This is a genomic window from Blautia stercoris (assembly GCF_054657695.1).
This window is the reverse complement of sequence record NZ_BAAHYF010000001.1, coordinates 1757209-1781818: the sequence shown is the minus strand read 5'-3', so window position 1 is coordinate 1781818 and position 24610 is coordinate 1757209. Positions and strand designations below refer to the sequence as shown.

Annotated in this window: 21 protein-coding genes and 1 riboswitch; of the genes, 18 read left to right on the top strand and 3 right to left on the bottom strand. The window is 38.5% G+C overall.

Annotated elements, in window-relative coordinates; genetic code table 11:
- The first annotated feature begins 5 nt into the window (after positions 1 to 5).
- The 8 genes from ACYQ2D_RS08590 (at position 6) to ACYQ2D_RS08555 (ending at position 10477) form a co-directional block, all read left to right on the top strand.
- The gene (locus ACYQ2D_RS08590; protein WP_459785147.1) at positions 6 to 2105 is read left to right on the top strand and encodes an acetate--CoA ligase family protein; all 2100 of its coding nucleotides are present in this window, start codon (positions 6 to 8) and stop codon (positions 2103 to 2105) included.
- A 424-nt stretch (positions 2106 to 2529) separates the two neighbouring features.
- Complete coding sequence (locus ACYQ2D_RS08585) at positions 2530 to 4062, top strand: BCCT family transporter (RefSeq protein WP_459785145.1); 1533 nt, start codon at positions 2530 to 2532, stop codon at positions 4060 to 4062.
- Between the two features lie 202 nt (positions 4063 to 4264).
- Positions 4265 to 4819: a hypothetical protein gene (locus tag ACYQ2D_RS08580; RefSeq protein ID WP_459785144.1), complete on the top strand. Its 555-nt coding sequence runs from the start codon at positions 4265 to 4267 to the stop codon at positions 4817 to 4819.
- A 145-nt stretch (positions 4820 to 4964) separates the two neighbouring features.
- Entirely contained in the window at positions 4965 to 6437 is a 1473-nt protein-coding gene (locus ACYQ2D_RS08575; protein WP_459785142.1) for an SPFH domain-containing protein, read from the top strand.
- A gap of 124 nt (positions 6438 to 6561) precedes the next feature.
- Positions 6562 to 7656, top strand: a complete 1095-nt coding sequence (locus tag ACYQ2D_RS08570; protein WP_022304237.1) for a TFIIB-type zinc ribbon-containing protein — start codon at positions 6562 to 6564, stop codon at positions 7654 to 7656.
- A gap of 15 nt (positions 7657 to 7671) precedes the next feature.
- A complete protein-coding gene (locus ACYQ2D_RS08565) occupies positions 7672 to 8499 on the top strand; it encodes a TPM domain-containing protein (RefSeq protein ID WP_118701254.1) in 828 nt (275 codons plus the stop codon).
- Positions 8500 to 8596: 97 nt separating this feature from the next.
- Entirely contained in the window at positions 8597 to 9565 is a 969-nt protein-coding gene (locus tag ACYQ2D_RS08560) for a Gfo/Idh/MocA family protein (protein WP_459785321.1), read from the top strand.
- A gap of 279 nt (positions 9566 to 9844) precedes the next feature.
- Entirely contained in the window at positions 9845 to 10477 is a 633-nt protein-coding gene (locus ACYQ2D_RS08555) for a GDSL-type esterase/lipase family protein (RefSeq protein ID WP_459785140.1), read from the top strand.
- Positions 10478 to 10620: 143 nt separating this feature from the next.
- Here ACYQ2D_RS08555 and ACYQ2D_RS08550 read toward each other — a convergent pair whose 3' ends face one another.
- Positions 10621 to 11247: an ECF transporter S component gene (locus ACYQ2D_RS08550; RefSeq protein WP_022304241.1), complete on the bottom strand. Its 627-nt coding sequence runs from the start codon at positions 11245 to 11247 to the stop codon at positions 10621 to 10623.
- Positions 11248 to 11391: 144 nt separating this feature from the next.
- A riboswitch (FMN riboswitch) is annotated at positions 11392 to 11509 on the bottom strand.
- Between the two features lie 158 nt (positions 11510 to 11667).
- Between ACYQ2D_RS08550 and ACYQ2D_RS08545 the strand changes: the two genes are divergently transcribed.
- From ACYQ2D_RS08545 to ACYQ2D_RS08520, 6 genes are all read left to right on the top strand, one after another.
- Entirely contained in the window at positions 11668 to 13248 is a 1581-nt protein-coding gene (locus tag ACYQ2D_RS08545) for a glucose-6-phosphate isomerase (protein ID WP_459785139.1), read from the top strand.
- A 174-nt stretch (positions 13249 to 13422) separates the two neighbouring features.
- The gene (bioB, locus tag ACYQ2D_RS08540; RefSeq protein ID WP_022304243.1) at positions 13423 to 14421 is read left to right on the top strand and encodes a biotin synthase BioB; all 999 of its coding nucleotides are present in this window, start codon (positions 13423 to 13425) and stop codon (positions 14419 to 14421) included.
- Between the two features lie 134 nt (positions 14422 to 14555).
- Positions 14556 to 14744, top strand: coding sequence for a DUF6472 family protein (locus ACYQ2D_RS08535; protein WP_022304244.1), 189 nt, complete (start codon positions 14556 to 14558; stop codon positions 14742 to 14744).
- Positions 14745 to 14814: 70 nt separating this feature from the next.
- Entirely contained in the window at positions 14815 to 16137 is a 1323-nt protein-coding gene (locus tag ACYQ2D_RS08530) for an MATE family efflux transporter (RefSeq protein WP_117457700.1), read from the top strand.
- Positions 16138 to 16188: 51 nt separating this feature from the next.
- On the top strand, positions 16189 to 16842 hold the full coding sequence (locus tag ACYQ2D_RS08525) for an ATP-binding cassette domain-containing protein (RefSeq protein ID WP_118701258.1): 654 nt from the start codon (positions 16189 to 16191) through the stop codon (positions 16840 to 16842).
- A gap of 1 nt (position 16843) precedes the next feature.
- Positions 16844 to 17158, top strand: a complete 315-nt coding sequence (locus ACYQ2D_RS08520) for a hypothetical protein (RefSeq protein WP_022304247.1) — start codon at positions 16844 to 16846, stop codon at positions 17156 to 17158.
- A gap of 70 nt (positions 17159 to 17228) precedes the next feature.
- On the opposite strand, the gene thrH is transcribed toward ACYQ2D_RS08520, so the two are convergent.
- Together thrH and ACYQ2D_RS08510 are read right to left on the bottom strand one after the other, a co-directional pair.
- Positions 17229 to 17831: a bifunctional phosphoserine phosphatase/homoserine phosphotransferase ThrH gene (gene thrH, locus ACYQ2D_RS08515; RefSeq protein ID WP_022304248.1), complete on the bottom strand. Its 603-nt coding sequence runs from the start codon at positions 17829 to 17831 to the stop codon at positions 17229 to 17231.
- A 247-nt stretch (positions 17832 to 18078) separates the two neighbouring features.
- A complete protein-coding gene (locus ACYQ2D_RS08510; RefSeq protein ID WP_117457698.1) occupies positions 18079 to 19245 on the bottom strand; it encodes a glycoside hydrolase family 5 protein in 1167 nt (388 codons plus the stop codon).
- A gap of 209 nt (positions 19246 to 19454) precedes the next feature.
- Here ACYQ2D_RS08510 and ACYQ2D_RS08505 point away from each other — a divergent pair, with 209 nt between their 5' ends.
- The 4 genes from ACYQ2D_RS08505 to ACYQ2D_RS08490 all read left to right on the top strand — a co-directional run bounded on the left by ACYQ2D_RS08505 (position 19455) and on the right by ACYQ2D_RS08490 (position 24591).
- Positions 19455 to 20723, top strand: a complete 1269-nt coding sequence (locus tag ACYQ2D_RS08505; RefSeq protein ID WP_117457697.1) for a helix-turn-helix domain-containing protein — start codon at positions 19455 to 19457, stop codon at positions 20721 to 20723.
- 89 nt (positions 20724 to 20812) lie between these two features.
- Positions 20813 to 22141 (top strand): MATE family efflux transporter, encoded by a 1329-nt coding sequence (locus ACYQ2D_RS08500; RefSeq protein WP_459785136.1) that lies wholly within the window; start codon positions 20813 to 20815, stop codon positions 22139 to 22141.
- Positions 22142 to 22232: 91 nt separating this feature from the next.
- Positions 22233 to 23336 (top strand): ROK family transcriptional regulator, encoded by a 1104-nt coding sequence (locus ACYQ2D_RS08495; RefSeq protein WP_022304252.1) that lies wholly within the window; start codon positions 22233 to 22235, stop codon positions 23334 to 23336.
- A 226-nt stretch (positions 23337 to 23562) separates the two neighbouring features.
- Complete coding sequence (locus ACYQ2D_RS08490) at positions 23563 to 24591, top strand: zinc-dependent alcohol dehydrogenase (RefSeq protein ID WP_022304253.1); 1029 nt, start codon at positions 23563 to 23565, stop codon at positions 24589 to 24591.
- Positions 24592 to 24610: the final 19 nt, after the last annotated feature.

The following is a 24610-nucleotide window of genomic DNA, read 5'->3' as shown; positions in this document are numbered from 1 at the left end:
GGAAAATGAATTTAAATAAACTGTTGAAACCAACATCCGTAGCCGTTATCGGTGCAAGTGAAAAAGAAGGATTTGGTGGAGATGTTTGTAGAAATATTTTAAGTTACGTGGAAGATAGAAGCCATGTGTATTTTATCCATCCAAAAAGAGACAGTGTTTTTGGAGTTCCATGTTATAAATCCATCAGCGATGTACCTGAAAATGTGGATTTAATGGTTATCTGTACTTCACAGAAAACAGTGATTCCGCTTTTACAGGAAGGTGCCAAAAAAGGTGTTGGCGGAGCAGTTGTATTTGCCAGCGGTTATGGTGAAGTTGGAACAGCAGAAGGAAAACAAAATGAAGCAGAACTGATTGCAGCAGCAAAAGAACTCGACATTGCGGTTATGGGACCAAACTGCGCAGGTTTTGTGAATTATATTGATAATGTACAGGCATTCGCATTTATCTCCGCAAAAAGAGACAGAAAAGGAAGCGTTGGTGTCGTGTCCCAGAGTGGTCAGCTTTGTCTTTCCATGATGGATGACCCGGGAATGCGTTTCTCTTATAATATTTCAGCAGGAAATGGAAAAATCGTTCAAATGGAAGATTATATGGACTTCCTTGTGGACGATGAAGATACAAAAGTAGTCAGCATCTATATTGAAGGTGTTAAAAATGCAGATAAATTTGCAGCTGTATTGAAAAAAGCAGCTGAAAAGAGAAAACCGGTTGTTATCTTAAAAGCCGGACGAAGTGCAAAAGGTGGAGCGATTGCTGCTTCTCATACAGGAAGTCTGTCCGGTTCCGATGCATCCTTTGATGCAGTATTGAAAAAATTCGGAGCAATCCGTGTAGATGACCTGGAAGAATTAATCGCAATGTCACTCATGCTTTCTACTATGAAGAGAATGCCGGAAAAAGCAACATTTGCTTCTATGAACTTATCCGGTGGAGAAACAGGAATTTGTGCCGATGTAGGAAGCTTAAATGGAATCGAATATCCGGATTTCACCGAAGAAACTCTGAAGAAATTAAAAGAACAGCTTCCATCTTATGCTTCTCCAAACAACCCGCTCGATATGACTGCAAGTCTTTCTTATGATGCAGACCTCTATGCAGGAGCACTTCGGACGGTTATGGATGACCCGAATATCGGTATGGTACTGATTGGATATACTCTGCTTCTTGAGATTGCAGACCCGTGTATCCATTACATGTATAAAGGAATTGAAAAGGTAGTTCAGGAAAAAGGCGGTAACTGCAAACCAATTGCCATGATACCATTTGCGGAGAACACAAGAAATCCTGAATATCAGGAAAAATTATTCCAGATCGGCGTACCGGTTTTACCGCCTCCGGTATACGCCTTCAAATTACTCCGTCATCTGGCTGACTTTATCGCTTATGAACCGGAGACAAAGACTCTGGAACTCGCGGTAGGACATCCGAAGAGCGAAGAAACACAGGCATTATCTGAGCATGAAAGTAAACAGGAATTAAAAGTATACGGTGTACCGGTACCAGATGAAGTCATCGTAACATCAAAAGAAGAAGCAGCTCAGTTTGCAAAAAATCATCCGGGTCCATTAGTAATGAAAGTAGAATCAGCTGATATCCTCCATAAGAGTGATGTGGGCGGTGTAAAATTAAATGTTTGTGGTCCGGAAGCAGCAGAAAAAGCCTACGAAGAAATCATGGAAAGTGTAACCGCAAAGAGACCGGATGCACATATCAATGGAATTCTGACGGTTCCAATGTTAGATGCCGGTGTAGAAATCATCATAGGCGTAAACAATGATCCACAGTTTGGACCGATGATCATGGTTGGAATGGGCGGCGTCTTTGTAGAAGTCTTTAAAGATGTAGCATTATATCCGGCACCTCTGAAAGAAGAGGAAGCGCTTGAAATGCTGAAATCACTGAAATCATTTAAACTTCTTAATGGATATCGTGGAACTGAGAAATGTGACATAAAAGCATTGTGTCAGACAATCGTAGCAATCAGCAATTATGCCCAGGCCAATAAAGATGTTTTAAAAGAGCTGGATATCAATCCATTGTTTGTATATCCGGAAGGTAAGGGTGTCGGTGTAGCAGATGCTCTGATCGTAAAGAGAAAATAATGTATTAGCTAGTCCATTTGGTAAAAAATAAATTCAGAGATATCCCGTAGAAGTCAAAGATGACAGACTACGGGATATTTCTGTTTTATAAAAATTATAAAAAAACGGCAAAACCATATGGAAAGAACGCTGTGTGATGGAAGCAAAATCTTTTGCAAAGTGGGATATTTGCCGATAATAAACAGAAAAAGAATGAAAAATATAAAATAAATGCACAAAAATTACAGAAAATTAAACTGAAAAAAGTTAAAATGTATAAATATATTCGGCTTGAAGTGCGTTGGCTTTGCGAATATGATTTGTGGAATCTTCTGGGAGTTAGAAAGAAGATTTGGGGACTGATGGAAATTGGCAGAAACGAAATGTAATTAAAAGGATTGAACTGCTTTTTAATTATATTTAAAGAAAAGGGGGCAGTTCATTCATGAAGAAACTTTTTGAAAACATAGAAAAGAAAATATTTATACCGGCATTTTTGGTATTAATTGTACTGACACTTACGATTTATTTGTTTCCAGGTCAGGTAAACGGAGTGATTTCGATTTTATTTTCATTTTGTACCCATGAGCTTGGCTGGTTGTTTATGCTGGTCTGTCTGGCATCGTTTGGATTTATGATTTGGCTGACATTCAGTAAGTATGGAAAGATCAAACTTGGAAACAAAGATGAAAAACCACAGTACAATAATTTGTCCTGGATTGCGATGTTGTTTACAGCGGGGGTTGGAACAAGTATTGTAATTCTTGGATTTTTAGAGCCGATTTATTATGTGAGTGCACCACCATTTGATTTGGAACCGTTTAGTAATGCTGCATATGAGTATGCACACATGTATGGGCAGTTTCATTGGGGTTTCAGTGCATGGGCATTTTATAATCCGGCGATTGTGGCAATTGCCTATGTGATGTATGTGCGGAAAGAAAACAGTATCCGCTTGAGCAACGCCTGTCGAAGCGTGCTTCATAAAAAATCAGATGGATGGCTTGGACACATTGTGGATATTCTTGTTGTGTTCGGTATTGTAGGCTCGATTTCAACATCTCTTGGAATCGGTGCACCGGTGCTTTCTGATATTATCCGTGAAGTGTTTGGTATCCCTGCACAGTATGATTTTATTGTAAAAATTATTGTGTTGATTATCTGGGTATTAATCTTTGGAACAAGTGTGTATCTGGGACTGGATAAAGGAATTCAGCGGTTAAGTAATATTAATGTTGTGCTGGCATTTATTTTTATGGGACTGATTCTTTTGATTGGACCGACAATGCAGATTTTTAAGATGGAAGTAAACTCAATCGGTTTATATGCATCTGATTTTATCAAGATGAGCACTTATACAGATCCATTTGGAGAAGGAAAATTCTCCAGTGAGTGGACGGTATTTTACTGGGGATGGTGGATTGCTTTTATGCCGATGATGGGAATGTTTGTCGGTAAGATTTCAAGGGGAAGAACTATCAAAAATGTAATGTGGGGACAGCTTCTATGGGGGACACTCGGATGCTGCTGCAGTTTTATGATTTTTGGTGGATATTCTCTTTACCTACAGCAGTCTGGAAAAGTTGATTTGGCGACCATCCTTGCAGAAGAAGGAAATAGCGGTGCAATTATTGCAATTTTGCAGACCCTTCCAATGTCTAAGATTATGATGCTGTTCTTGTGTATTGTCTGTTTTGTCTATCTGGCAACAACGATTGATTCTTGTGCTTATGTACTGGCCGGAACAACGACAAAACGCTTATCCTATAAAGAAGACCCTGCAAGATGGAATCGTATCTTATGGGCAGTTTTATTTTGTGTCTTATCCATTGGGCTTATGATTATTGGTGGATTGGAAGCTGTAAAAACGATTTCGGTGTTGACGGGACTTCCACTGATTGCAGTGTTGATTGTGCTGATGGTTTCAGTGAAACGAATGTTGAAAGAAGACGAAGAAAAGGAAGAAAAAAGGAAATAGAAAAATTTTAACTAATTAACATTCAAGAATAGCCGCTTAGTTTAGAAGATCTGGGCGGCTATTTTTGTGATTTATGATTATCTTTACCTATTTACTTATAACAGTCAGTTTCAATTTTTCTAAAAATAATCACTGTTGAAACTCTCAGGATATGATTCAATAAACTTAACAATAAAAATAAAGCTGAGAAAGGGGTTTATAAATGATAAAGGTTATAAAAAATCATGGAAAAACAGTGCATGCATATCGCCTGGGAGAAGACAGTGAAAAAATTCAGCAATTAATAAAAGAGAAAAAAATCATTCCGCTTCCGGATGATAAATTTGAGGTGAAATCCTCAGAAACGCTTTCAAGTCAAAGTGAGCATGGTGAAATTGCAAGGGCAGGAGATTTCATTAAAGTGGACAGTGATGGCAATCCCTATCCAAATGGTGCAGAATGGTTTTATCGAAATCACAGACATTTGGCAGGAGATGAATATGAACAGCTTCCGCAGACTTTAGACGCCTGGACGTGCAATGAGAAAATGTGCAGGGAGATTGAGTTTTTAATTCAACATAAAGGACTTGTAATAAACGAACAAGAGGAGGCAGATTATTTTGTGGCGCCACTTTGGGGAACAACAGAGACTGCCGCAAAGGATGCTGTAATTGTATTTTACGGAATTACATATACAGAGAACGGTGAAATTATGGATGTGGAGTTTAATTTTGTCAAACGCACAGAATTTGATAAAACCTACCATATCACGGAATAAAAAATCTAAAAAAATAATGCGTTTTTACTGCGAGTTTTAGCTATATGGCTAGTGTACAAAATTTGATAAACTGATATAATAAAATTACGAATATATACGTAAAAAAATAAATTTGTGCGAAATCAGCAGAAAGGAAGGTATTATTATGGGTCTTATTAAAGCGGGAGTTGAAGCGATAAATGGAGTATTGGCGGATCAATGGAAAGAGTTTTTCTATTGCGAAGCGCTGGATAAGGATATTCTGGTAACTAAGGGACAGAAACGCATTGGCAAACGTTCCTCTAATACAAAGGGCAGTGATAATATTATATCGAATGGAAGCGGAATTGCAGTTGCAGACGGTCAGTGTATGATTATTGTCGAGCAGGGAAAAATTGTTGAAGTCTGCGCAGAACCTGGAGAATTTACTTACGATCGTTCGACTGAACCAAGTATTTTTACAGGAAAACTGGGTGATGGGATTAAAGAGACGTTTAAGACAATCGGCAAACGATTTACATTTGGCGGAGATACCGGAAAAGACCAGAGGGTTTATTATTTTAATACTAAAGAAATCATAGATAACAAATTTGGAACACCGAATCCATTCATGTTTGATGTGGTAAATAAAGACATCAATATGAGAAGAACTGTTCAGGTGCGCTGTAATGGTGTGTATTCTTATAAGATGATTGACCCATTGTTATTCTATACACAGGTTTGTGGAAATGTAGAGCGTGAGTATACCAGAGAAGAGATTGACCATCAGTTAAAGACGGAATTTATCGATGCCCTGCAGCCGGCATTTGCGGCACTTTCCGAATTGGAACTTCGTCCGGCACAGATTCCGGCACATACAAAAGAATTAAAAGATGCCATGAATCGTGCATTAAAGATAGAATGGACAGAACGAAGAGGAATTGAAGTACAGGCGATTGCCTTAAATCCAATTACACTCACTGAAGAGGATATGAAGAAAATCAACCAGATGGAGGATGCAGCAACACTTGGCAGTAATCCATTTATGATGGCAGGACGTATGACAGATGCAACTGCAAATGCAATGGAAAATGCAGCTTCTAATCCAAATGGGGCAATGAATGGATTTGTCGGGATGGGCATGTCGATGAATGCAGGTGGAGCAGGAGCAGGCTTTGGCGCAGCGCAGAGCTTTTATAATCAGGGAGTTCAGCAACAACAGGCACAGCAGCAGATGCAGCAAATGCAGCAAATGCAGCAGACCGAGCAGCAGACAGCACAGAATCAATCCGGGCAGCAGTCTCAGGATAGTTGGAAATGTGCATGCGGAGCAGTTGTAACCGGAAAATTCTGTACCGAATGTGGAGCAAAGAAACCGGAACCAATTCAGGCAGGAAGATGGAAATGCAAATGTGGCGCGATGGCAACCGGAAAGTTCTGCCCGGAATGTGGCTCACCTAAACCATTAGAGGATGGATGGACCTGCACCTGTGGAACAGTAAATCAGGGAAAATTCTGCCAGAACTGTGGAGCAAAGAAACCATCGGGTGCACCGTTATATCGCTGTGATAAATGCGGATGGCAGCCGGAAGACCCGAAGAATCCACCTAAATTTTGTCCGGAATGTGGAGACCCTTTTGATGAGAACGATGTTCAGTAAAAAATATAGTTTAGAATCTTTTGACATTTAATTTGTGAAAAGTTTTTTGATGATTGTGTCAGAATTTCTAAAGTATAAGTAAATGAAAGTTATTACATCATAAGAAAAGAGAGGGGGAAACTGCATGGGAAATTTACAGGAATATAAGTGTCCGTGTTGTGGAGGCGCAATTGAGTTTAACAGCAAACTTCAAAAAATGAAATGTCCATACTGCGATACAGAATTTGAAATAGAAACCTTACAGGGTTATGAAAAAGAACTTCAAAATGAACAGTCTGACGATATGACATGGGAAACTTCTGCCGGAAGTGAATGGCAGGAGGGTGAAGCAGAAGGGCTTAGAGTCTACACCTGCAAATCCTGTGGCGGAGAAATTGTTGCCGATGCAAATACTGCTGCAACATCCTGCCCATACTGTAATAATCCGATTGTGATGACCGGACAGTTTGAGGGAAGCTTAAGGCCGGATTATGTGATTCCGTTTAAATTAGATAAAAAAGCAGCAAAAGAAGGTTTGATGAAACATTTAAGCGGAAAACGGCTTCTGCCTAAGATTTTCAAGGACCAGAATCACATTGATGAAATTAAGGGAGTGTACGTTCCATTTTGGTTGTTTGATACAGATGCAGAGGCACATATCCGATATCGTGCAACGAAAGTGAGAAGCTGGAGTGATAGCGAGTACGATTATACCGAAACAAAACATTATATGATTCACAGGGGCGGAACCGTTGGGTTTGAACGAATTCCGGTAGATGGTTCCTCTAAGATGCCGGATGATTTGATGGAATCGATAGAACCGTTTGATTTTAAAGAGGCGGTAAAATTCCAGATGCCGTATCTGGCCGGATATTTGGCAGATAAATATGATGTAAGTGAGGAAGAAAGTGTTGGGAGAGCAAATAAGAGAGTGAAAAAATCGACAGAAAAAGCATTTGCGTCTACTGTCAAAGGTTATTCTTCTGTGACAACGGAAAACAGCAGTATACAGTTGCAAAATGGAAAAGCAAAGTATGCGCTGTATCCGGTTTGGATTTTAAATACGACCTGGAAGGGAGAAAAATATCTTTTTGCGATGAATGGACAGACTGGAAAATTTGTTGGAAACCTTCCGGTGGATAAAGCGGCAGCAGGAAGATGGACCGCATTGCTTACAGTGATATTTGGAGCTTTGAGTTATGGCATTATCTGGCTGTTTTGGTTGTTTGGTGTGTTATAGAGGGAGGGCGGAAAAATGAAGAAACGAATTTTTACAGTTTTTTTAACCATACTTCTTTTTATGCTTTCCACAGTGGGAGTCTGGGCGTCAGAGGGATCAGATGACAGCGGATTTTCAGGGGAGTATGAACGTCTGACTGATGCAGCAGGATTATTAAGCGAGGAAGAAGCACAGAATATTTTGACAAAGCTGGATGAAGTAAGTGAGCGTCAGAAGTTTGATATTGTAATTCTGACAGTAGATAGTCTTGAAGGCGCAACAGCGACGGAGTACGCAGATGATTTCTTTGATTATTATGGCTATGGATATGGCGAAGGGAAAGATGGAATTTTATTCTTAGTCAGTATGGAAGACAGAGACTGGGCACTTTCAACACATGGATACGGAATTACTGCATTTACAGATGCAGGATGCGATTACATAGCAGAACAGTTTAAGAGTTCACTTTCAGATGGTGAATATGAGAAAGCATTTGAAATTTATATCGACCAGTGCGATGCATTTGTTACACAGGCGAGAGAAGACCGCCCTTACGACAATTCCAATCTTCCAAAAAAACCACTTGGAATGATATGGATTCCAGTTGCACTGGTGCTTGGATTTATCTGTGCATTTTCAATTGTAGGAGGAATGAAACGACAATTGAAAACCGTGGCAAGAAAAACAACGGCCGGAAATTATCAGAAAAAAGGCAGTCTAAAAGTGACAGAAAGCAGGGATTTATTCTTATATGAAGATGTAACTCGTACAGCAAAACCAAAATCCAGTGATGGGGATTCCGGAAGCAGTACCCACACTTCATCGTCGGGGGAAACACACGGCGGAAGCAGTGGAAAATTCTAGCAAATTGGGCTGAAAGTTAGTCTTTCAAAGGGGAGTATATAAGGGTATAATGAAAGAAAAATTAAGACTGATTTTGTTAGAGAAGGGAAATTATGACATGAAGATTGCAATTTTAGGTGCTGGAAGAATCGCAGTACATATGGCAGAAACACTGGCTGGAATGGATGATGTTGAGGCTTATGCAGTTGGAGCAAGAGAACTTGAGCGGGCAGAGGCTTTTGCAGAGAAATATGGATTTACAAAGGCTTATGGTTCTTATGAAGAAATGCTGGCGGATAAAGAAATTGATTTAGTCTATATTGCTACGCCACATTCCCATCATTATAAACACGCAAAAATGTGTCTGGAAGCAGGAAAAAATGTGCTGTGTGAAAAATCATTTACCGTAAATGCAAGCCAGGCAAGAGCACTTTTTAAACTGGCGGAGGAAAAAAATCTGTTAATCACAGAGGCAATCTGGACCAGATACATGCCGTCAAGAAAAATAATTCAGGATATTGTGGAAAGTGGAGTGATTGGAGAGGTAACTTCTCTTACTGCAAATTTAAGCTATGCAGTTACAGAAAAAGAAAGAATCCGTAAACCGGAACTTGCAGGAGGTGCACTGCTTGATGTCGGAGTCTATCCGATTAACTTTGCAAGCATGGTGCTTGGTGAAAATCTCAAAGATGTGCAGTCAAGTGCAATTTTTGAAGGCGGCGTCGATATTCTCGAAACCATTATTATGAATTTTGAAGGAAATAAAATGGCAACGCTTCAGAGTGGTGTCAGAGAAATTTCTGATAGAATGGGAAGTATTTTTGGAACAAAAGGCTACATTCAGGTTCAAAATATCAATAATCCGGAGAAGATTACAGTATTTAACCAGAACCATGAAGAAACAGCAAGCTATTTTCCTCCAAAGCAGATTACAGGATACGAATATGAAGTCCGAGCTTGTAAAAAAGCATTGGAAGAGGGCAAAATTGAGTGTCCGGAAATGCCTCATGCTGAAACGGTAAGAATCATGGAAATTATGGATGGTTTGAGAAAAAGCTGGGGATACGAAATTCCGGAAGTGTACTAGACTCAAATAAGTATGTTATAAAGTGATAAAACAAATGTCCATACAGACAGCAAAACAAAATCCCCGATGTTGACGCATCGGGGATTTTTACGTTCTAATTATAAAATTATAAAAGAAACAACCAGATGTGCTTTTAATTTAAAATTTTTAAAAATACCTAATAAAACATATTTACATAGTATGAAATAGGTGTTATAATGTGAACCATAGTAGAAAACAAATATAAAGTTGATAAGATAAGTATGAAATAGAGATGAAACAAGCGAGAGGGTGAAAACAATGAAAGAGATATTATGCTTTGGAGATTCCAATACCTATGGATTAATTCCGAAAACAAATGGAAGATATGACAGAGAAGTAAGATGGACGGGTCTGCTTCAGGATGCATTAAAAAACGATGGATTTCACGTATTAGAAGAAGGATTGTGTGGAAGAACCACAGTATTTGAAGATGAATTCCGCCAGAACAGAAAAGGCAGTGACATGCTTCCGGTATTATTAGAATCCCATAATCCAATTGATATTGTGGTACTGATGCTTGGGACAAACGATTGTAAATCTTATTATCATGCATCTGCTGAAGTAATCGGAATGGGAATTGAGAAATTAATCGAGCAGATTTGGAATTATTCACAGTCCGTGAAAATCCTGCTGGTATCTCCGATTTTACTTGGTCAGGAAGTGTGGAAAACCGAGTTTGACCCTGAATTTGATACCGATTCCATTGAGACTTCAAAACGGTTAAAAGCAGTGTATGAGAGAATTGCCAAAAAACAGAAGATAGAATTTCTTGCGGCTTCAGATTATGCAAAGCCAAGTAAAGAAGACCAGGAGCATATGTCTGTAGAAGGTCATCGAAGATTGGCAGAAGCAGTGATTGAAAAAATAAAAAATTCCGCACTCAGCGCATAAATCCGGTAAGATGGATGTAAAAGTAAATGAAATAAAAAAAGGACGCTAAGATAATTTCTTAGCGCCCTTGCTTATGGTGACATTATAGTAACGGATTTAGAAAATGTCAAGAAAGATTTAAAGATTTAAAAAGTTTGATTCTGTCAGTCGCCTTTTAAGACTACACGAATTCTCTTATAGATTAGAAATACAATCAAAGAAGTCAGTGTGTATTTAAATAAGTTAAATGGGAAAATAATCAAGGCTGCAAATGTCAGAAGATTATGAACAGAACCATGAACGGCACTTCCCATTTGAATAAATGCATCAACCGGCATTCCGAATGCTTTTCCGTAAGCCGGAAGCAGAATAAATGCATTGATAAAGCAGGCTACAACAGAGGTTAAAAGTGTTCCGGCAATCATTCCGAGAACAGCATGTTTTCTATTTTTCATAGAACGATAAATGAAACCGGCCGGAACAACGAAAGCACATCCAAAGATAAAGTTGGCAACATCACCGACACCGGCTGTCATTGTACCCTTTGTTACCAGATGAACTAAGATTTTCACAAGTTCCACCCAGACACCTGCAAGCGGTCCCATTGCAAAAGAACCAACTAATACCGGAACTTCAGAAAAATCCAGCTGATAAAAACTTGGTGCTAAAAAAGGAATCGGAAATTCCAGATTCATCAAAATTCCTGCGATTGCACCAAGCATCGCAATCTGTGTAATTGTTCTTGTACGACTTCTTGTCGATACATTTCTTCTTAATACCTGTTCACTCATTTTTCGTTTCTCCTTTAAAACTTATGATTTTATTAAGAGAATTCTTTGAAAATTTCTTAGTCTATAGCATATATAACAAGTTTCCATAAACTAAAAAGCCCTTGGAATTTCTTCCAGGGGCTTGAGCACGTATTTAAAAATTTGCGCGTTCTTCTCTCATCCAGACTATACTGTCGGTTTCGGAATTTCACCGAATCAGCCGCTTGCGCGGGTCGCGGACTATACCGCCGGTAGGGAATCTCACCCTGCCCCGAAGAATTCTCTTTTTCTTTGTCCTCATTATACTATATATGTATTCTGGTTTCAATAGTGAATCTGTTTTTCACAGTTCGCTTGAATTTACCTTTGTTTCCGAGTATAATGAAAATAATTATAGGATGTTTTCTATTTCTATAAGTGAGAATTGAGGAGGAACTTATTATGATTAAGTGGAACAATTTAAACACTCTTTCTTCATTTGAGAATCTTTCAAAAGTAGAACGTGTAAAACTCGCAGAGGTAATGTCAGGAGAAAACGGTGCAGACCGTGTGAAAAAATACACAATTCCTATGGCAGCCGGTCTTTCTTACAATTATGCAGCAAAACAGGTAGATGATGATGTATTAGAAGCATTAACCAAGTTAGCGGAAGAAGCACAGCTTGCAGAAAAATTTGAAGCCCTCTACAATGGAGAAGTCATCAACACAGGAGAAAAACGTCTGGTTCTTCATCACATGACACGTGGTCAGTTAGGTGAAGCAGTAGAAGCAGATGGTGTGGATAAACGTACTTTCTATACAGAACAGCAGAAGAAAATTGCAGATTTTGCAAATAAAGTACATGCCGGTGAAATCACAAATGCAGCAGGCGAGAAATTTACAACAGTAGTTCAGATTGGTATCGGTGGAAGTGACCTTGGTCCTCGTGCAATGTATCTGGCACTGGAAAACTGGGCTAAGAAAAACAATACATTTAAGATGGAAGCAAAATTCATCAGTAATGTAGACCCGGATGATGCAGCAGCAGTTTTGAATTCTATTGATGTTGCACATTCTATTTTTGTACTGGTTTCCAAATCCGGAACAACTCTGGAAACACTGACAAATGAATCTTTTGTAAAAGATGCTCTGAAAAATGCAGGCTTAGACGCATCCAAACACATGATTGCAGTTACAAGTGAAACTTCTCCGCTTGCTAAGAGTGATGATTATCTTGCAGCATTTTTCATGGATGACTACATTGGCGGTCGTTTCTCCTCTACATCAGCAGTAGGTGGTGCAGTTTTATCTCTGGCATTTGGCCCGGAAGTATTTGCACAGTTCTTACAGGGTGCAGCAGAAGAAGATAAACTTGCAATGAATAAAAGCGTCTTAGAGAACCCGGAAATGCTTGATGCATTAATTGGTGTCTACGAACGTAACGTATTAGGATATCCGAGTACAGCCGTTCTGCCATACTCTCAGGCACTGAGCCGTTTCCCTGCACATCTTCAGCAGTTAGATATGGAATCCAACGGTAAATCTGTAAACCGTTTTGGTGAAGCAGTAGATTATCCAACCGGTCCGGTTATCTTTGGTGAACCAGGAACAAACGGACAGCATTCTTTCTACCAGTTACTGCATCAGGGAACAGATATTGTACCGCTTCAGTTTGTTGGTTTTAAAAACAGTCAGATTGGTACAGATGTTGTCATTCAGGACAGCACAAGCCAGCAGAAGCTCTGCGCAAACGTAGCAGCACAGATTGTAGCTTTTGCATGCGGAAAAGCAGATGAAAATAAAAACAAAAACTTTGAAGGTGGACGTCCATCCAGCATTATTATCGGAGAAGAACTGACACCGGAAGCACTTGGTGCACTCCTTGCTCACTTTGAAAACAAGATTATGTTCCAGGGATTCGTATGGAATGTAAACAGCTTTGACCAGGAAGGCGTACAGCTTGGTAAAGTTCTTGCAAAACGTGTCCTTGCACATGAAACAGATGGCGCATTGAAGGTATTCAGTGATTTATTAAACATCTAATTCTTTAATTTTAAATTTTTAAGAGAAAGTCTGTCTGTATAGAAAAATCTTGCGGACAGGCTTTTTTTAGGATGAATGTAAACTTATAAAAACAAAACGGTTGACATTTAATTCTTTTATGGATATACTAAATTTTATACGCAAAAACATCGAAAAATGAGAGGAAAGTATATTATGTCAGAATTATCCATCACATTACGTTTAGAAAACTGGGACGAGAGCAGACCGCTGACTCGTGAGGAAGCTGTTGAAATTTTAAATCTTCCGGAAGAGGAAATGCCAAAACTTCTGGATTGTGCTTACGCACTTCGTACGAAATATAAAGGGAAAAAAGTCAGTGTACAGCTATTAACAAATGTGCGCAGTGGAAACTGTTCCCAGAACTGTGCGTATTGTGCACAGTCTCGTGATTCCGAAGCTCCGATTGAAAAGTATCGCAGAGTTTCCGATGAAAAATTATACGGAGATAATGATTTGGTGGATGAAAAACATCTGGCAAGACATTGTATTGGCTTAAGTGGAATCGGTTTCTCCGATGAAGAAATTGAAGACTTGGCAGATCGTATCCGTGAAATGAAGAAAAAGGAAACACAGATTTGCTGTTCCATCGGATTTTTAACAGAGAAACAGGCAAAAATGTTAAAAGAAGCCGGACTGGATCGCATTAATCATAATTTAAACAGCAGTCGTTCTTTCTATCCGGAAATATGCACCACTCATACTTATGAACAGCGTGTAAACAATATTAAAATGCTTCAGGGCTTAGGTTTTGAAATCTGTAGTGGCGGAATTATTGGAATGGGCGAAAGCAAAGAAGATGTAGTAGATATGCTGATGGATTTAAGAGAAATCAATCCGGAATCCGTACCGATTAATTTTTTACTTCCAATTCCGGGAACAAGACTGGCAGACAGAGATATTTCAGAATTAACACCAGAGTATTGCCTGAAGGTGCTTTGTCTTGCAAGACTGATGATTTCAAAATCAGATATTCGATGTGCAGCGGGACGTGAAGTTTATTTCAAAGGAATTGAGCCGACTTTATTTAAAGTAGTAGATTCTATCTTTGCTTCCGGATATCTGACCGCAGGCGGACAGGGAATCGATGCGACAATGAAAATGATAGAAGAAGCCGGATTTACCGGAGAAATTGAATCGACAGATGAAGAGTAATAGAGAATCATAAAGCCCAACAAAGAAATAAGGGAAAAGACAAAGAAGCTGAAAAAATCGTTTCTTTGTCTTTTTTTGTGCTATAATCAAAAAAATAAAAAATAAAAAAACTTACAGGAAGGACGAAAATCATTATGAAAGAAAAACAAACCGGCAGTTGTGAAAGCTGTACCTATTATATTTACGATGATGAATATGAAAGTTATCTTTGTGATGTCAGCATGGACGAAGATGAGTATATGAGACTGGTTTCCGATACGCATTATCAGTGTCCGTATTACCGAAATGGAAATGAATATGCAGTAGTAAGAAAACAGATGTAAAGAACAGTAGTAACAATATAGAAGCAGAAAAAAGCGAATAGTAATCACGTTAGAAAAAGAGGAGAGAGCGATGACAAAAGATTTGACGACAGGAAAAATTATGCCGATACTGGTAAAATTTACGGTGCCGCTTGTCCTTGGAAATTTATTTCAGCTGACCTACAATGCAGTTGACAGTATTATTGTGGGACATTTTGTCGGAAAAGAAGCACTTGCGGCTGTCGGAATCTGCAATCCTGTCAGTACACTGATGATTTTATTTTTAAATGGACTTTGTATGGGTGCAAGTATTTTGATGGGGATTCAATATGGGGCAAGGGATTATAAAACTTTGCACCGCCAGATTAGTACAACGATGCTTTCAGGTGTTGTATTTTCTGTATTTTTAACACTTATTTGTGTCATTTTTGCGGTGCCGATTTTGCGGTTACTACAGGTAGACCCATCGATTCTGGAAATGACAAAAGAATATTTGAGAATTATTTTCTGGGGACTGGTATTTACTTTTTTATACAATTTTTTTTCAAGCACCCTTCGAGCACTGGGAGACAGCAGTTCTCCGTTGTATTTTCTGATTATCAGTGCAGTTTTAAATGTATTTGGCGATTTGTTTTTTGTCGTGGTATTAAAGGCTGGATGCAATGGCTGTGCGGTCTCGACGGTATTAAGTGAAGCATTGTGCTGTTTATTCTGTGTGATTTATATTCAGAAAAAAGTGCCGATTCTGCGATTGGGAAAGAAATGGCTGGTGTTTGATGCAAGTCTTTTAAAGCGAACGATTGCTTATGGATGGGCATCGGCAATGCAGCAGGCGACGGTACAGCTTGGAAAGATTGGGATTCAGGCGATTGTTAATACGATGGGAGTTTCCGTTGCGGCGGCATTTGCAGTGGTAAACAGAATTGATGATTTTGCATATACACCGGAACAAAATATCGCACATGCGATGACGGCACTGATGGCACAGAACAAAGGGGCAGGAAAGAAAGACCGTATGCGGGAAGGATTCCGTTGTGGATTTATATTGGAAGTGATTTATGGAATCTTGGTTTTGATTATCTGCTATGTGTTTGCAAGACCGCTTATGATGCTGTTTGTAAAAGATGAAGAGGTAATCGGTCACGGTGTGATTTATTTACAGTTGATTTCACTTATGTATATACTTCCGGGAATTACGAATGCACTTCAGGGATTTTTCCGTGGAATTGGAGATTTGAAAGTTACCTTAATCAGCAGTTTTACAAATATGGGAGTGCGTGTACTTGCAGCCGCTCCGATGGTTTTTTTATGGGGATTTGGAATTGAAGCACTTCCGTATTCTTATCTGGCAGGATGGATTGGAATGTTACTTGTGGAAGCACCGCTGTTAATTAAGATTTACAGGAAGAAATAAGGCACAAGCTGAATAGAATAATAAAAAAGAAAAATAAGAAATCAGAAATCTATGAAATTAGAACTTTTGCACATTTCAAAACAATATGGCAAAAAAACAGCAGTGGAGGATATGTCTCTTGTTTTGACAAACGGCGTGTGGAGAATTTCCGGAAATTCTAAATGTGGAAAAACAACTCTGCTTCGTCTGATTACAGGAAGCGTGAAGCCGACAGAGGGAAAACTCTTTTATAACGAAAGAAATATTTTTGAAGATTATTCACAATACAAAGCAGTGCTTGGTTATCTGCCGCAGCATTTTAAACCGGACCATTTATTTACGGTAAAGGAATATCTGAATTATATTTCAGCTTATAAGGGCTTATCGAAGAAACAGACAAAAAGAAGAACTGCAGAGGCACTTGGAGCACTTCGTTTGTGGGAAGTGCGGGACAAAAAAATAGCGAGACTTTCAAGAGGAATGAGACAGAGAGTCGGAATGGCACAGGCAGTTTTAAATAAGCCGAAGGTTTTAGTTTTAGACGAACCTTCGGCTTATTTAGATGAAAGAGAAGAAAATCTGTTTTATGAGCTGGCAGGAGAATTTTTTCAAAACCGCATTGTGATTATTACAGAGAGAAGCAGTTTGGATGAGACGAGAAGCAGATGCGAGGAAGTAGCGGACTGGAATCTGACGATGAAAAACGGGAAAGTGGGGAGTATTTAGAATGAACTCAATAAGTGCGAAATTAAAATCGGAAATAAAACGAACATTGTATACAAAATGGATTTGGTTTGCAGGATTTTTGGCATGTCTACTTGGAAAGATAACCCAGATGGCAGGACAGGACAGCATTACATGGAGGTGTATTTTTATTGCTTCGGCAATTTTAATCAGTGAAGTTTTTTGGCTGTTTGAGCTGAAAAGCCCGAAAGATGAGGCAGTACTCTGCACGAAATACGGAAACCGGTGGATGCATCAAAAAAGAGCAGTGATTCTGTGGGTGCTCGTGTTATTGATTTTATTAATTTTCGGTTTATAATTTTGTCAGAATAAAACAAAGAGACATTCGATTTTTTTCGGATGTCTCTTTTGCATATCAACCGCTTTACTTAATCAATCACTTTTTTGATTGCATCAAGCAGTTCGTCATAAGTTTCATAAGCCGGAATTTCCGGATATTCTGCTTTGATTGCTTCTGTACTTTTAAATAAAAATCCTGCTTTACTTGCCTGAATCATACCAAGGTCATTATGGCTGTCACCGCTTGCGATTGTGTCATAACCAATGGACTGTAATGCTTTTACAGTAGTATATTTGGATTTTTCACAGCGCATCTTAAAGTCTGTGATTTCTCCATTTTCTGCGACAACGAGAGAGTTACAGAAGATGGTCGGATAGCCGAGTTTTTTCATTAAAGGTCCGGCAAACTGGGAGAAGGTATCACTGATAATGATAACCTGAGTCATTTCTCTTAACTTGTCCAAAAATTCCTTTGCACCGGGAATCGGGTCAATCTTTGCGATGGTTTCCTGAATCTCTTTTAATCCAAGGTTGTGTTCTTTTAAAATGTTTAAGCGGTATTTCATCAGCTTATCATAATCCGGCTCGTCTCTGGTAGTTTTTTTGAGTTCCGGAATACCGGTTTCCTCTGCAAATGCAATCCAGATTTCCGGTACGAGTACGCCCTCTAAGTCTAAGCAAACGATTTCCATTTTTTCCTCCATTCTAAAGCAGGTTGATAGGGTCCATTCTATCGAACTCTGCTTTTGCTTAAGTATTTATCTACTATTATCAAAACCTATTATATTAGAAAACGAAAAAAAACGCCACTGAAAATTTTACGTTTTAATGCGATAAAATTTTCAATGACGCTTAAAAATCATTTTAGAATCAAATACAGGATTCAATTAATCTTAAAATAAATGATTGAATTGTACTTAAATAGTGGTAGGTGATTTTTTATTTCTCAATTGGAAACCAGCCAAAGTCAACGCATCTTCCAAGGTCCCAGCTGTCCCAGCCAACCCATCCAGGGGTGTTTACAGTATCGGTCAGCAGTTTGTAGCTCCAGTAGAAGTATCCGCTTCCGGCATCCCATGCATCTAACATGGCTTTTGCAAGTGTGTTGTAAATTTCTTTTTTCGTTTCAGCACTGATACATTCTTCGCTTAAACCTTCTACACCATTTAAGACTGTCTGTCCGCCTTTGGTGTCATGTCCAACAGCGAGAGAATTGAATAAGCACCATTCCCCACAGATAACCGGGAAGTATTCCTGCATTTCTGCAATGTCTTTTTTGAGTTCTTCTACATAAGAAACATAGTTTTCTACGTTCTGTTCACAGCCGTTCATCTCAGCAACCATCAGGTACTGGTGCGTATCAAGTACAACGTTTTTATATTTTTCCTCACGCATGAAATCTTTCCATGCTTTTAAGCGGAAGGCATCATGGAAAACAACGTATTTTTCTTCCGGCATGTGTTTGCGGATTCTGTCGTAAGCCTCCAAATAAAAACCGCGGATAAATTCCATTGTATTTGGTTTTGTTCCCTTTGCTTTTTCAGGGTCAACTGCCGGATAGCGTTCTGCTACGTTCATAGATTCCCACATATCTTCAAGTATAGGCTCGTTTAAAATTTCGATTCCCCATAAGCCTTTTCTTGTACCGTATCTTTTTGCAAGTCTTTCAAGAACAGTGAGTTCAAATTCAACTTCGTCCGGATCCTGTGACCATTTGCAGACACCACTGATTCCGCCATTATCAAATCCGTTCTGGCTGTCCGGTGCAGTATGTAAGTCGATTAAAATCTGAAGTCCATATTTTTCAGCCCAGTTAAATGCTTTGTCAAGTTCTTCGATACATCCGATAAAGGGCTCTCTGTCGCCAAAGATGAAATACGGAACAGGGATTCTGACTGCATCCATTCCCATCGATTTGATTCTTGTGAAATCTCTTTCTGTGATATATTCAGAACGATGGATTTTGATTTTTGCCTCATAAACTTCTTTGGAAAGTTGTGTTGGAAGATAATATTCATCTTCAGCAGTTGTTCCATCGAATAAAGATGGGCTCATCCATTTTTCAAGTACCAGCCAGTTACCAAGATTAACACCTTTTACTTTCATGTGTTCTGTTTCCTTTCTCTTTTTTAAAAAATTTTTTATTTAAAAATGTGATTCATTGTTTTTTGCAATCGTTATTTTACCCATCCAAATCTTAAATTTATATCATAATTATTGGAAATTTATCACTTATATTGTGAAAAAATCTGTGCTATAATGGAAAAGCAAAAGAAAATGCAAAAAGAAATGCAGGAAGAAGGGAGCGTGAAAATTTGAATATAGATTATCTTGCATGGCATGTTTCACATGAACTTCATACATTTGTAAGACGCTGGAGCGGTGAATTAAAACCGGATAATAAGCCGGAAATTTTTTGTGCCAGAAAGGATTTAAAAGACGATTATTTTTCTTTTTCAGAGTTTGAAGATTATATGAATCAATGTCTGGCTGGAAAATTTGTGTCTGCGTGTCCGGTAGTTTTTTCGGCAGGTTTAAAAGAGAATCAAGTCGCTTATGCCTATCTTCAGGCAGGAGATTTTTACTATTTAGTCGGACCGGTACGGTTTGATTCAAAGGTTCGTCTGTATTATCATATTGGAGAATTTGAAATCCCAAAGAGCGATTTTAATGCGGTATTTAGTTCTGAGTTTTATTTTTTCTGTTCTAATATTTTACTGATGTGTAATCTGTTTCGCAAGGAAATTTTGACAAGGGATGATATTGTCTATGAAAACTGTGAAGAACAGATTCGAGATTCGGAAATTATGGAAGAATACTCGGCACTTATCTTTGAAAGGCAGGAACTTGAAGAACCACACAATCCTTATGAACAGGAAATTCGAGAACTTACCAGTATTGAACTGGGTGACATCGAGATGTTGAAAAAAAGTATTGGAGAAGATTATCTTGGAAAGACCGGCGTGCTTTCTAAAGATGAACTGCGCAATACAAAAAATCTTGGAATTGTGGTTATGACGCTTGCGAGCAGGGCGGCAATTCGAGGCGGATTAATGCCGGAAATCTCGTATTCCATGAGTGATGTCTTTATCCAGAAAATCGAAGAAATGACAGATATTGTGGCGATTTATACGGCAATCCGTCAGTTTGAAATGGAATATGCAAAGCTGGTGGCAGAAATCCGTAAGCAGGATGAGAAAAAATCCAAAGAAAAGCAGAGTATCTGGGTGGAAGCAAGCAAAGAGTATATCTTTAAACATCTGCATGAAAAGATTCGGGTGCAGGAAATTGCAGATTACCTGCACTTAAATTCCAGCTATTTATCTGAACTGTTTAAACAACAGGAATCTATGACACTGACTGATTTTATTTTACAGGAGAAAGTAAAACTGACGAAGAATCTGCTGACGTATTCGCCGTATTCTTACATAGAGATTGCAACTTATCTGGGATTTTCTTCGCAGAGTCATATGGGAAAAGTCTTTAAGAAATATACGGATATGACCCTTAGGCAGTATCGGGAACGGTATGGAAGAGAACAGATACAGGAACGAAGAAAGGCAGAATTAATATCAAATGAATGAGGTTGAGGAGTTAACCGAATCAAAAAGAAAACAGCGAAGCGGAGAAAAAATATCCGCTTGATACAAAAAAAGAAAGAGGAAATTAAAAAATGGGAAATGACTTATTTGAAAAAGCACCGATTCCGAAAGCTTATTTCAGTTTTGCGCTTCCGGTGGTATTTAGCATGGTGATTTCGCTGGTTTATAATATGGCGGACACCTATTTTATTGCCGCTACCGGAAATACGAATCTGGTTGCGGGTGTTTCACTTGGCGCACCGATTTTTACGTTAATGATTGCGCTTGGTGATATTTTTGGACTGGGCGGAAGTTCGGTGATTTCACGACTATTCGGCAAAAAAATGGATGAGGACGGAAAGCGCTTAAGTGTGTTTTGTTTTTATGGAGCAATTGTATGCGGAATTGTTGTAGCAGTGTTGATGATGTTGTTCCGTGCACCGATTTTAACTCTATTAGGTGCAAAAGCGGATACCGTGCAGTATGCATCGAATTATTATACTTGGCTGGTAATCGGTGCTCCGTTTATTATTTTATCTTTTACGCCGTCTAATCTGCTTCGAACGGAAGGATTTTCAGTAGCATCTATGACAGGAACGGTGCTTGGCTCTGTGATTAACATTATCTTAGACCCGATTTTTATCTTCATGCTTGGCATGGGAGCAGCCGGTGCAGCGATAGCCACGGTAATCGGAAACATCGGTGCGGATTTATTTTTTGTATTTTTCTTACTGAAAAAAAGCAAACGTTTGTCTATCAATCCAAAAGGATTTTTTATCAGCAAAAGAGAACTTGGAGATATCTTTGCTATCGGAATACCGGCATCTGTTACCAACTTTATGCAGAGTCTTGGAATTGCGCTGACCAATCGTTTTTTACTGGTCTATGGAACAGACAAAGTGGCTTCGATGGGAATCGTAATGAAAATCAATATGATTGCAATGCTGATTTTAGTTGGCTTTGCTTTTGGTTCACAGCCGTTAATCGGATATAATTATGGTGCTGGAAATAAAAAGCGTCTGAAAGCGATTCTGGCATTTAGTTATAAATTTGAATGTGCAATGGGAGCTGTGCTGGCACTTATTTTATGTGTTTTTGCAAAGACTTTGATTTCGATGTTTATGAATCAGGAAAGCATCGTAAATGCAGGAGTTCCGATGCTCAGACTTCAGCTTGCAGGTGCAGTATTTACTGCGGTTACACTCGTAAGTACCTGTACGTTCCAGTCCGCCGGAAAAGCATTAAATGCTTTTCTTTTATCTGTTAGCAGACAGGGCGTTATCTTTGCAGTTGTGATTTTTATTTTGTCTAAAACAGTGGGCTATTATGGAGTAGTTTCGGCACAGCCGGTGTCAGATTTTCTTACAGCTGTGCTTGCCGTGATTCTGGTGAGAAGGAGCGTATACCGAGAGATACGATAAAAAATTAGAAAATGCCGTTATTGTGGTTTACAAATTGTCAAATAAAAGGTAATATACTTTTATAAAATATTTTATAAAAGGAAGCTTTTGTATGGCGGGAATAGAGAAAAAAAATGTTACAAAATCTAAAATTGTGAACTACATTATCAATCATAAGGCAACGTCTAAGGTAGAGTTATCTAAAGATTTAAATATCAGTATGCCGACAGTATTGTCTAATGTAAAAGAATTGCTAGCAGGTGGAATTGTGATTGAAACAGGAGAATACGAATCAACAGGTGGGCGAAAAGCGAAAAAGATTAGTATTAATCCTGCATATCGTTATGCGGTTGGAATCAGAATCACTGCAAAGCATATAGGGTTTGTGCTTGTAAACATGAAGTATGAAATTGAAAAATATGAAAGAATACGGCTGGAATTTTCAACAAATACTTCTTATTATTCAAAAATCAGGGAAGAATTGGAGGCATTTCTTAAGGATGTAGAAAACAGGGAGAGGATTCTGGGAATCGGTATTTCGATTCCTGGAATTGTTAACTTGGAGAATCGAATGTTGGTGAAATCTCATGCTCTTCAATTAGAAAATTATAGCTTGAATTTTCTGGAACAGGTGTTTTCACTGCCGGTATACTTTGAGAATGATGCAAATGCAGCGATGAGAGCAGAAGATTTAAATAGATATAAAAATGCGTTGTATTTATCTTTAAATAATACTTTGGGTGGTGCGTTTTGTATTGATGGAAAATTAATCTTGGGAGAAAATCAGAAGGCGGGTGAGTTTGGGCATATCATTCTTGTTCCAGGCGGAAAGCAATGTTATTGTGGAAAGCGTGGATGTGCAGATGTTTACTGTGCGGCGAGCGCACTGACGGATGATACCAGCCAAACATTAGAACAGTTTATGCAGCAGTTAGAAGAACGAAAGGAAAGTGCACAGCAGGTTTGGCAGGAATATTTGGAATATTTAGCGGTTTTAATTTCAAATTTGCGGATGGCTTATGACATGGACATCATTCTTGGAGGCGAAGTGGGTGGATATCTTTCAGATTATATGATTCCATTGGAAGAAAAAGTGATGAAATATAATGGGTTTGACCATGATGCAAGATATTTGAAGATATGTTCTTATAAAAGAGAAGCTTCTGCAGTAGGTGTGGCAAAGTATTTTTTGCAGGAGTTTATAAAAGATATTTAGTTGCTTGTAAAAGAGAAAAAGTTCCAGAGAGAAAGCAGTTTAAAGAATGTTTTCTCTCTGGAACTTTTTTTGCTTTCTGGAAAAATGCATAAATTCACAGAAACAATCTTGTGCAATAGGCAGAATTAAACGTTGGGATATTGACAAATTTTATCTTTTGGATAATAATGTAATTACTTTAATAAAATGTTTAATAAAAGAATATAAATAAAGGAGGAAATACATTATGTTACAGCAGGTAATGACAAATCCAGGAGAAATTATTTTCAGAGAGGTACCAGTTCCAGAGGTGAAAGACAATCAGGTGTTGGTTAAAATTATGAATATTGGAATTTGTGGTTCTGATATTCATGTATACCATGGAAAACATCCATTTACAAAATATCCGGTTACACAGGGACATGAAGTGTCTGGTGAAATTGCAAAGATTGGAAAAGATGTTACAGAGTTTCGTGAAGGACAAAAAGTAACAATTGAGCCTCAGGTATATTGTGGAGAATGTTATCCATGTCGTCATGGAAAATATAATCTTTGTGAAGAACTCAAAGTTATGGGATTTCAGACAACAGGAACAGCTTCTGAATATTTTGCAGTAGATGCGTCGAAAGTAACACCGATTCCAGAGGAGATGTCTTATGAAGAAGGTGCAATGATTGAACCTCTTGCTGTAGCAGTGCACGCTGTAAAACAGATGGGCGATGTGAAAGGAATGAATATTGCAGTGCTTGGAGCAGGTCCAATTGGTAATCTGGTTGCTCAGTCAGCAAAAGGAATGGGAGCAGCAAAGGTTATGATTACAGATGTCAGTGACCTTCGGTTAGAGAAAGCAAAAGAATGTGGAATTGATGTATGTGTCAATACAAAAGAAAAAGATTTTGGTGAGGCAATGATTGATGCCTTTGGTCCGGATAAAGCAGATGTAATTTATGACTGCGCAGGAAATAATATCACAATGGGTCAGGCAATCAAATATGCAAGAAAAGGAAGTGTAATTGTTCTTGTGGCTGTATTTGCAGGCATGGCAACAATTGACCTTGCAGTTGCCAACGACCATGAACTGGATATTAAGAGTACAATGATGTACCGCCATGATGATTATGTAGATGGGATTGCACTCGTAAATGAAGGAAAGGTACATTTAAGACCATTAATTTCTAAGACTTTTGCTTTTAAAGATTATTTGAAAGCATATCAGTATATTGATGATAATCGTGAAACAACAATGAAAGTAATTATTAATGTGCAGGAAAAATAGAACGATAAATTTTGGAAGG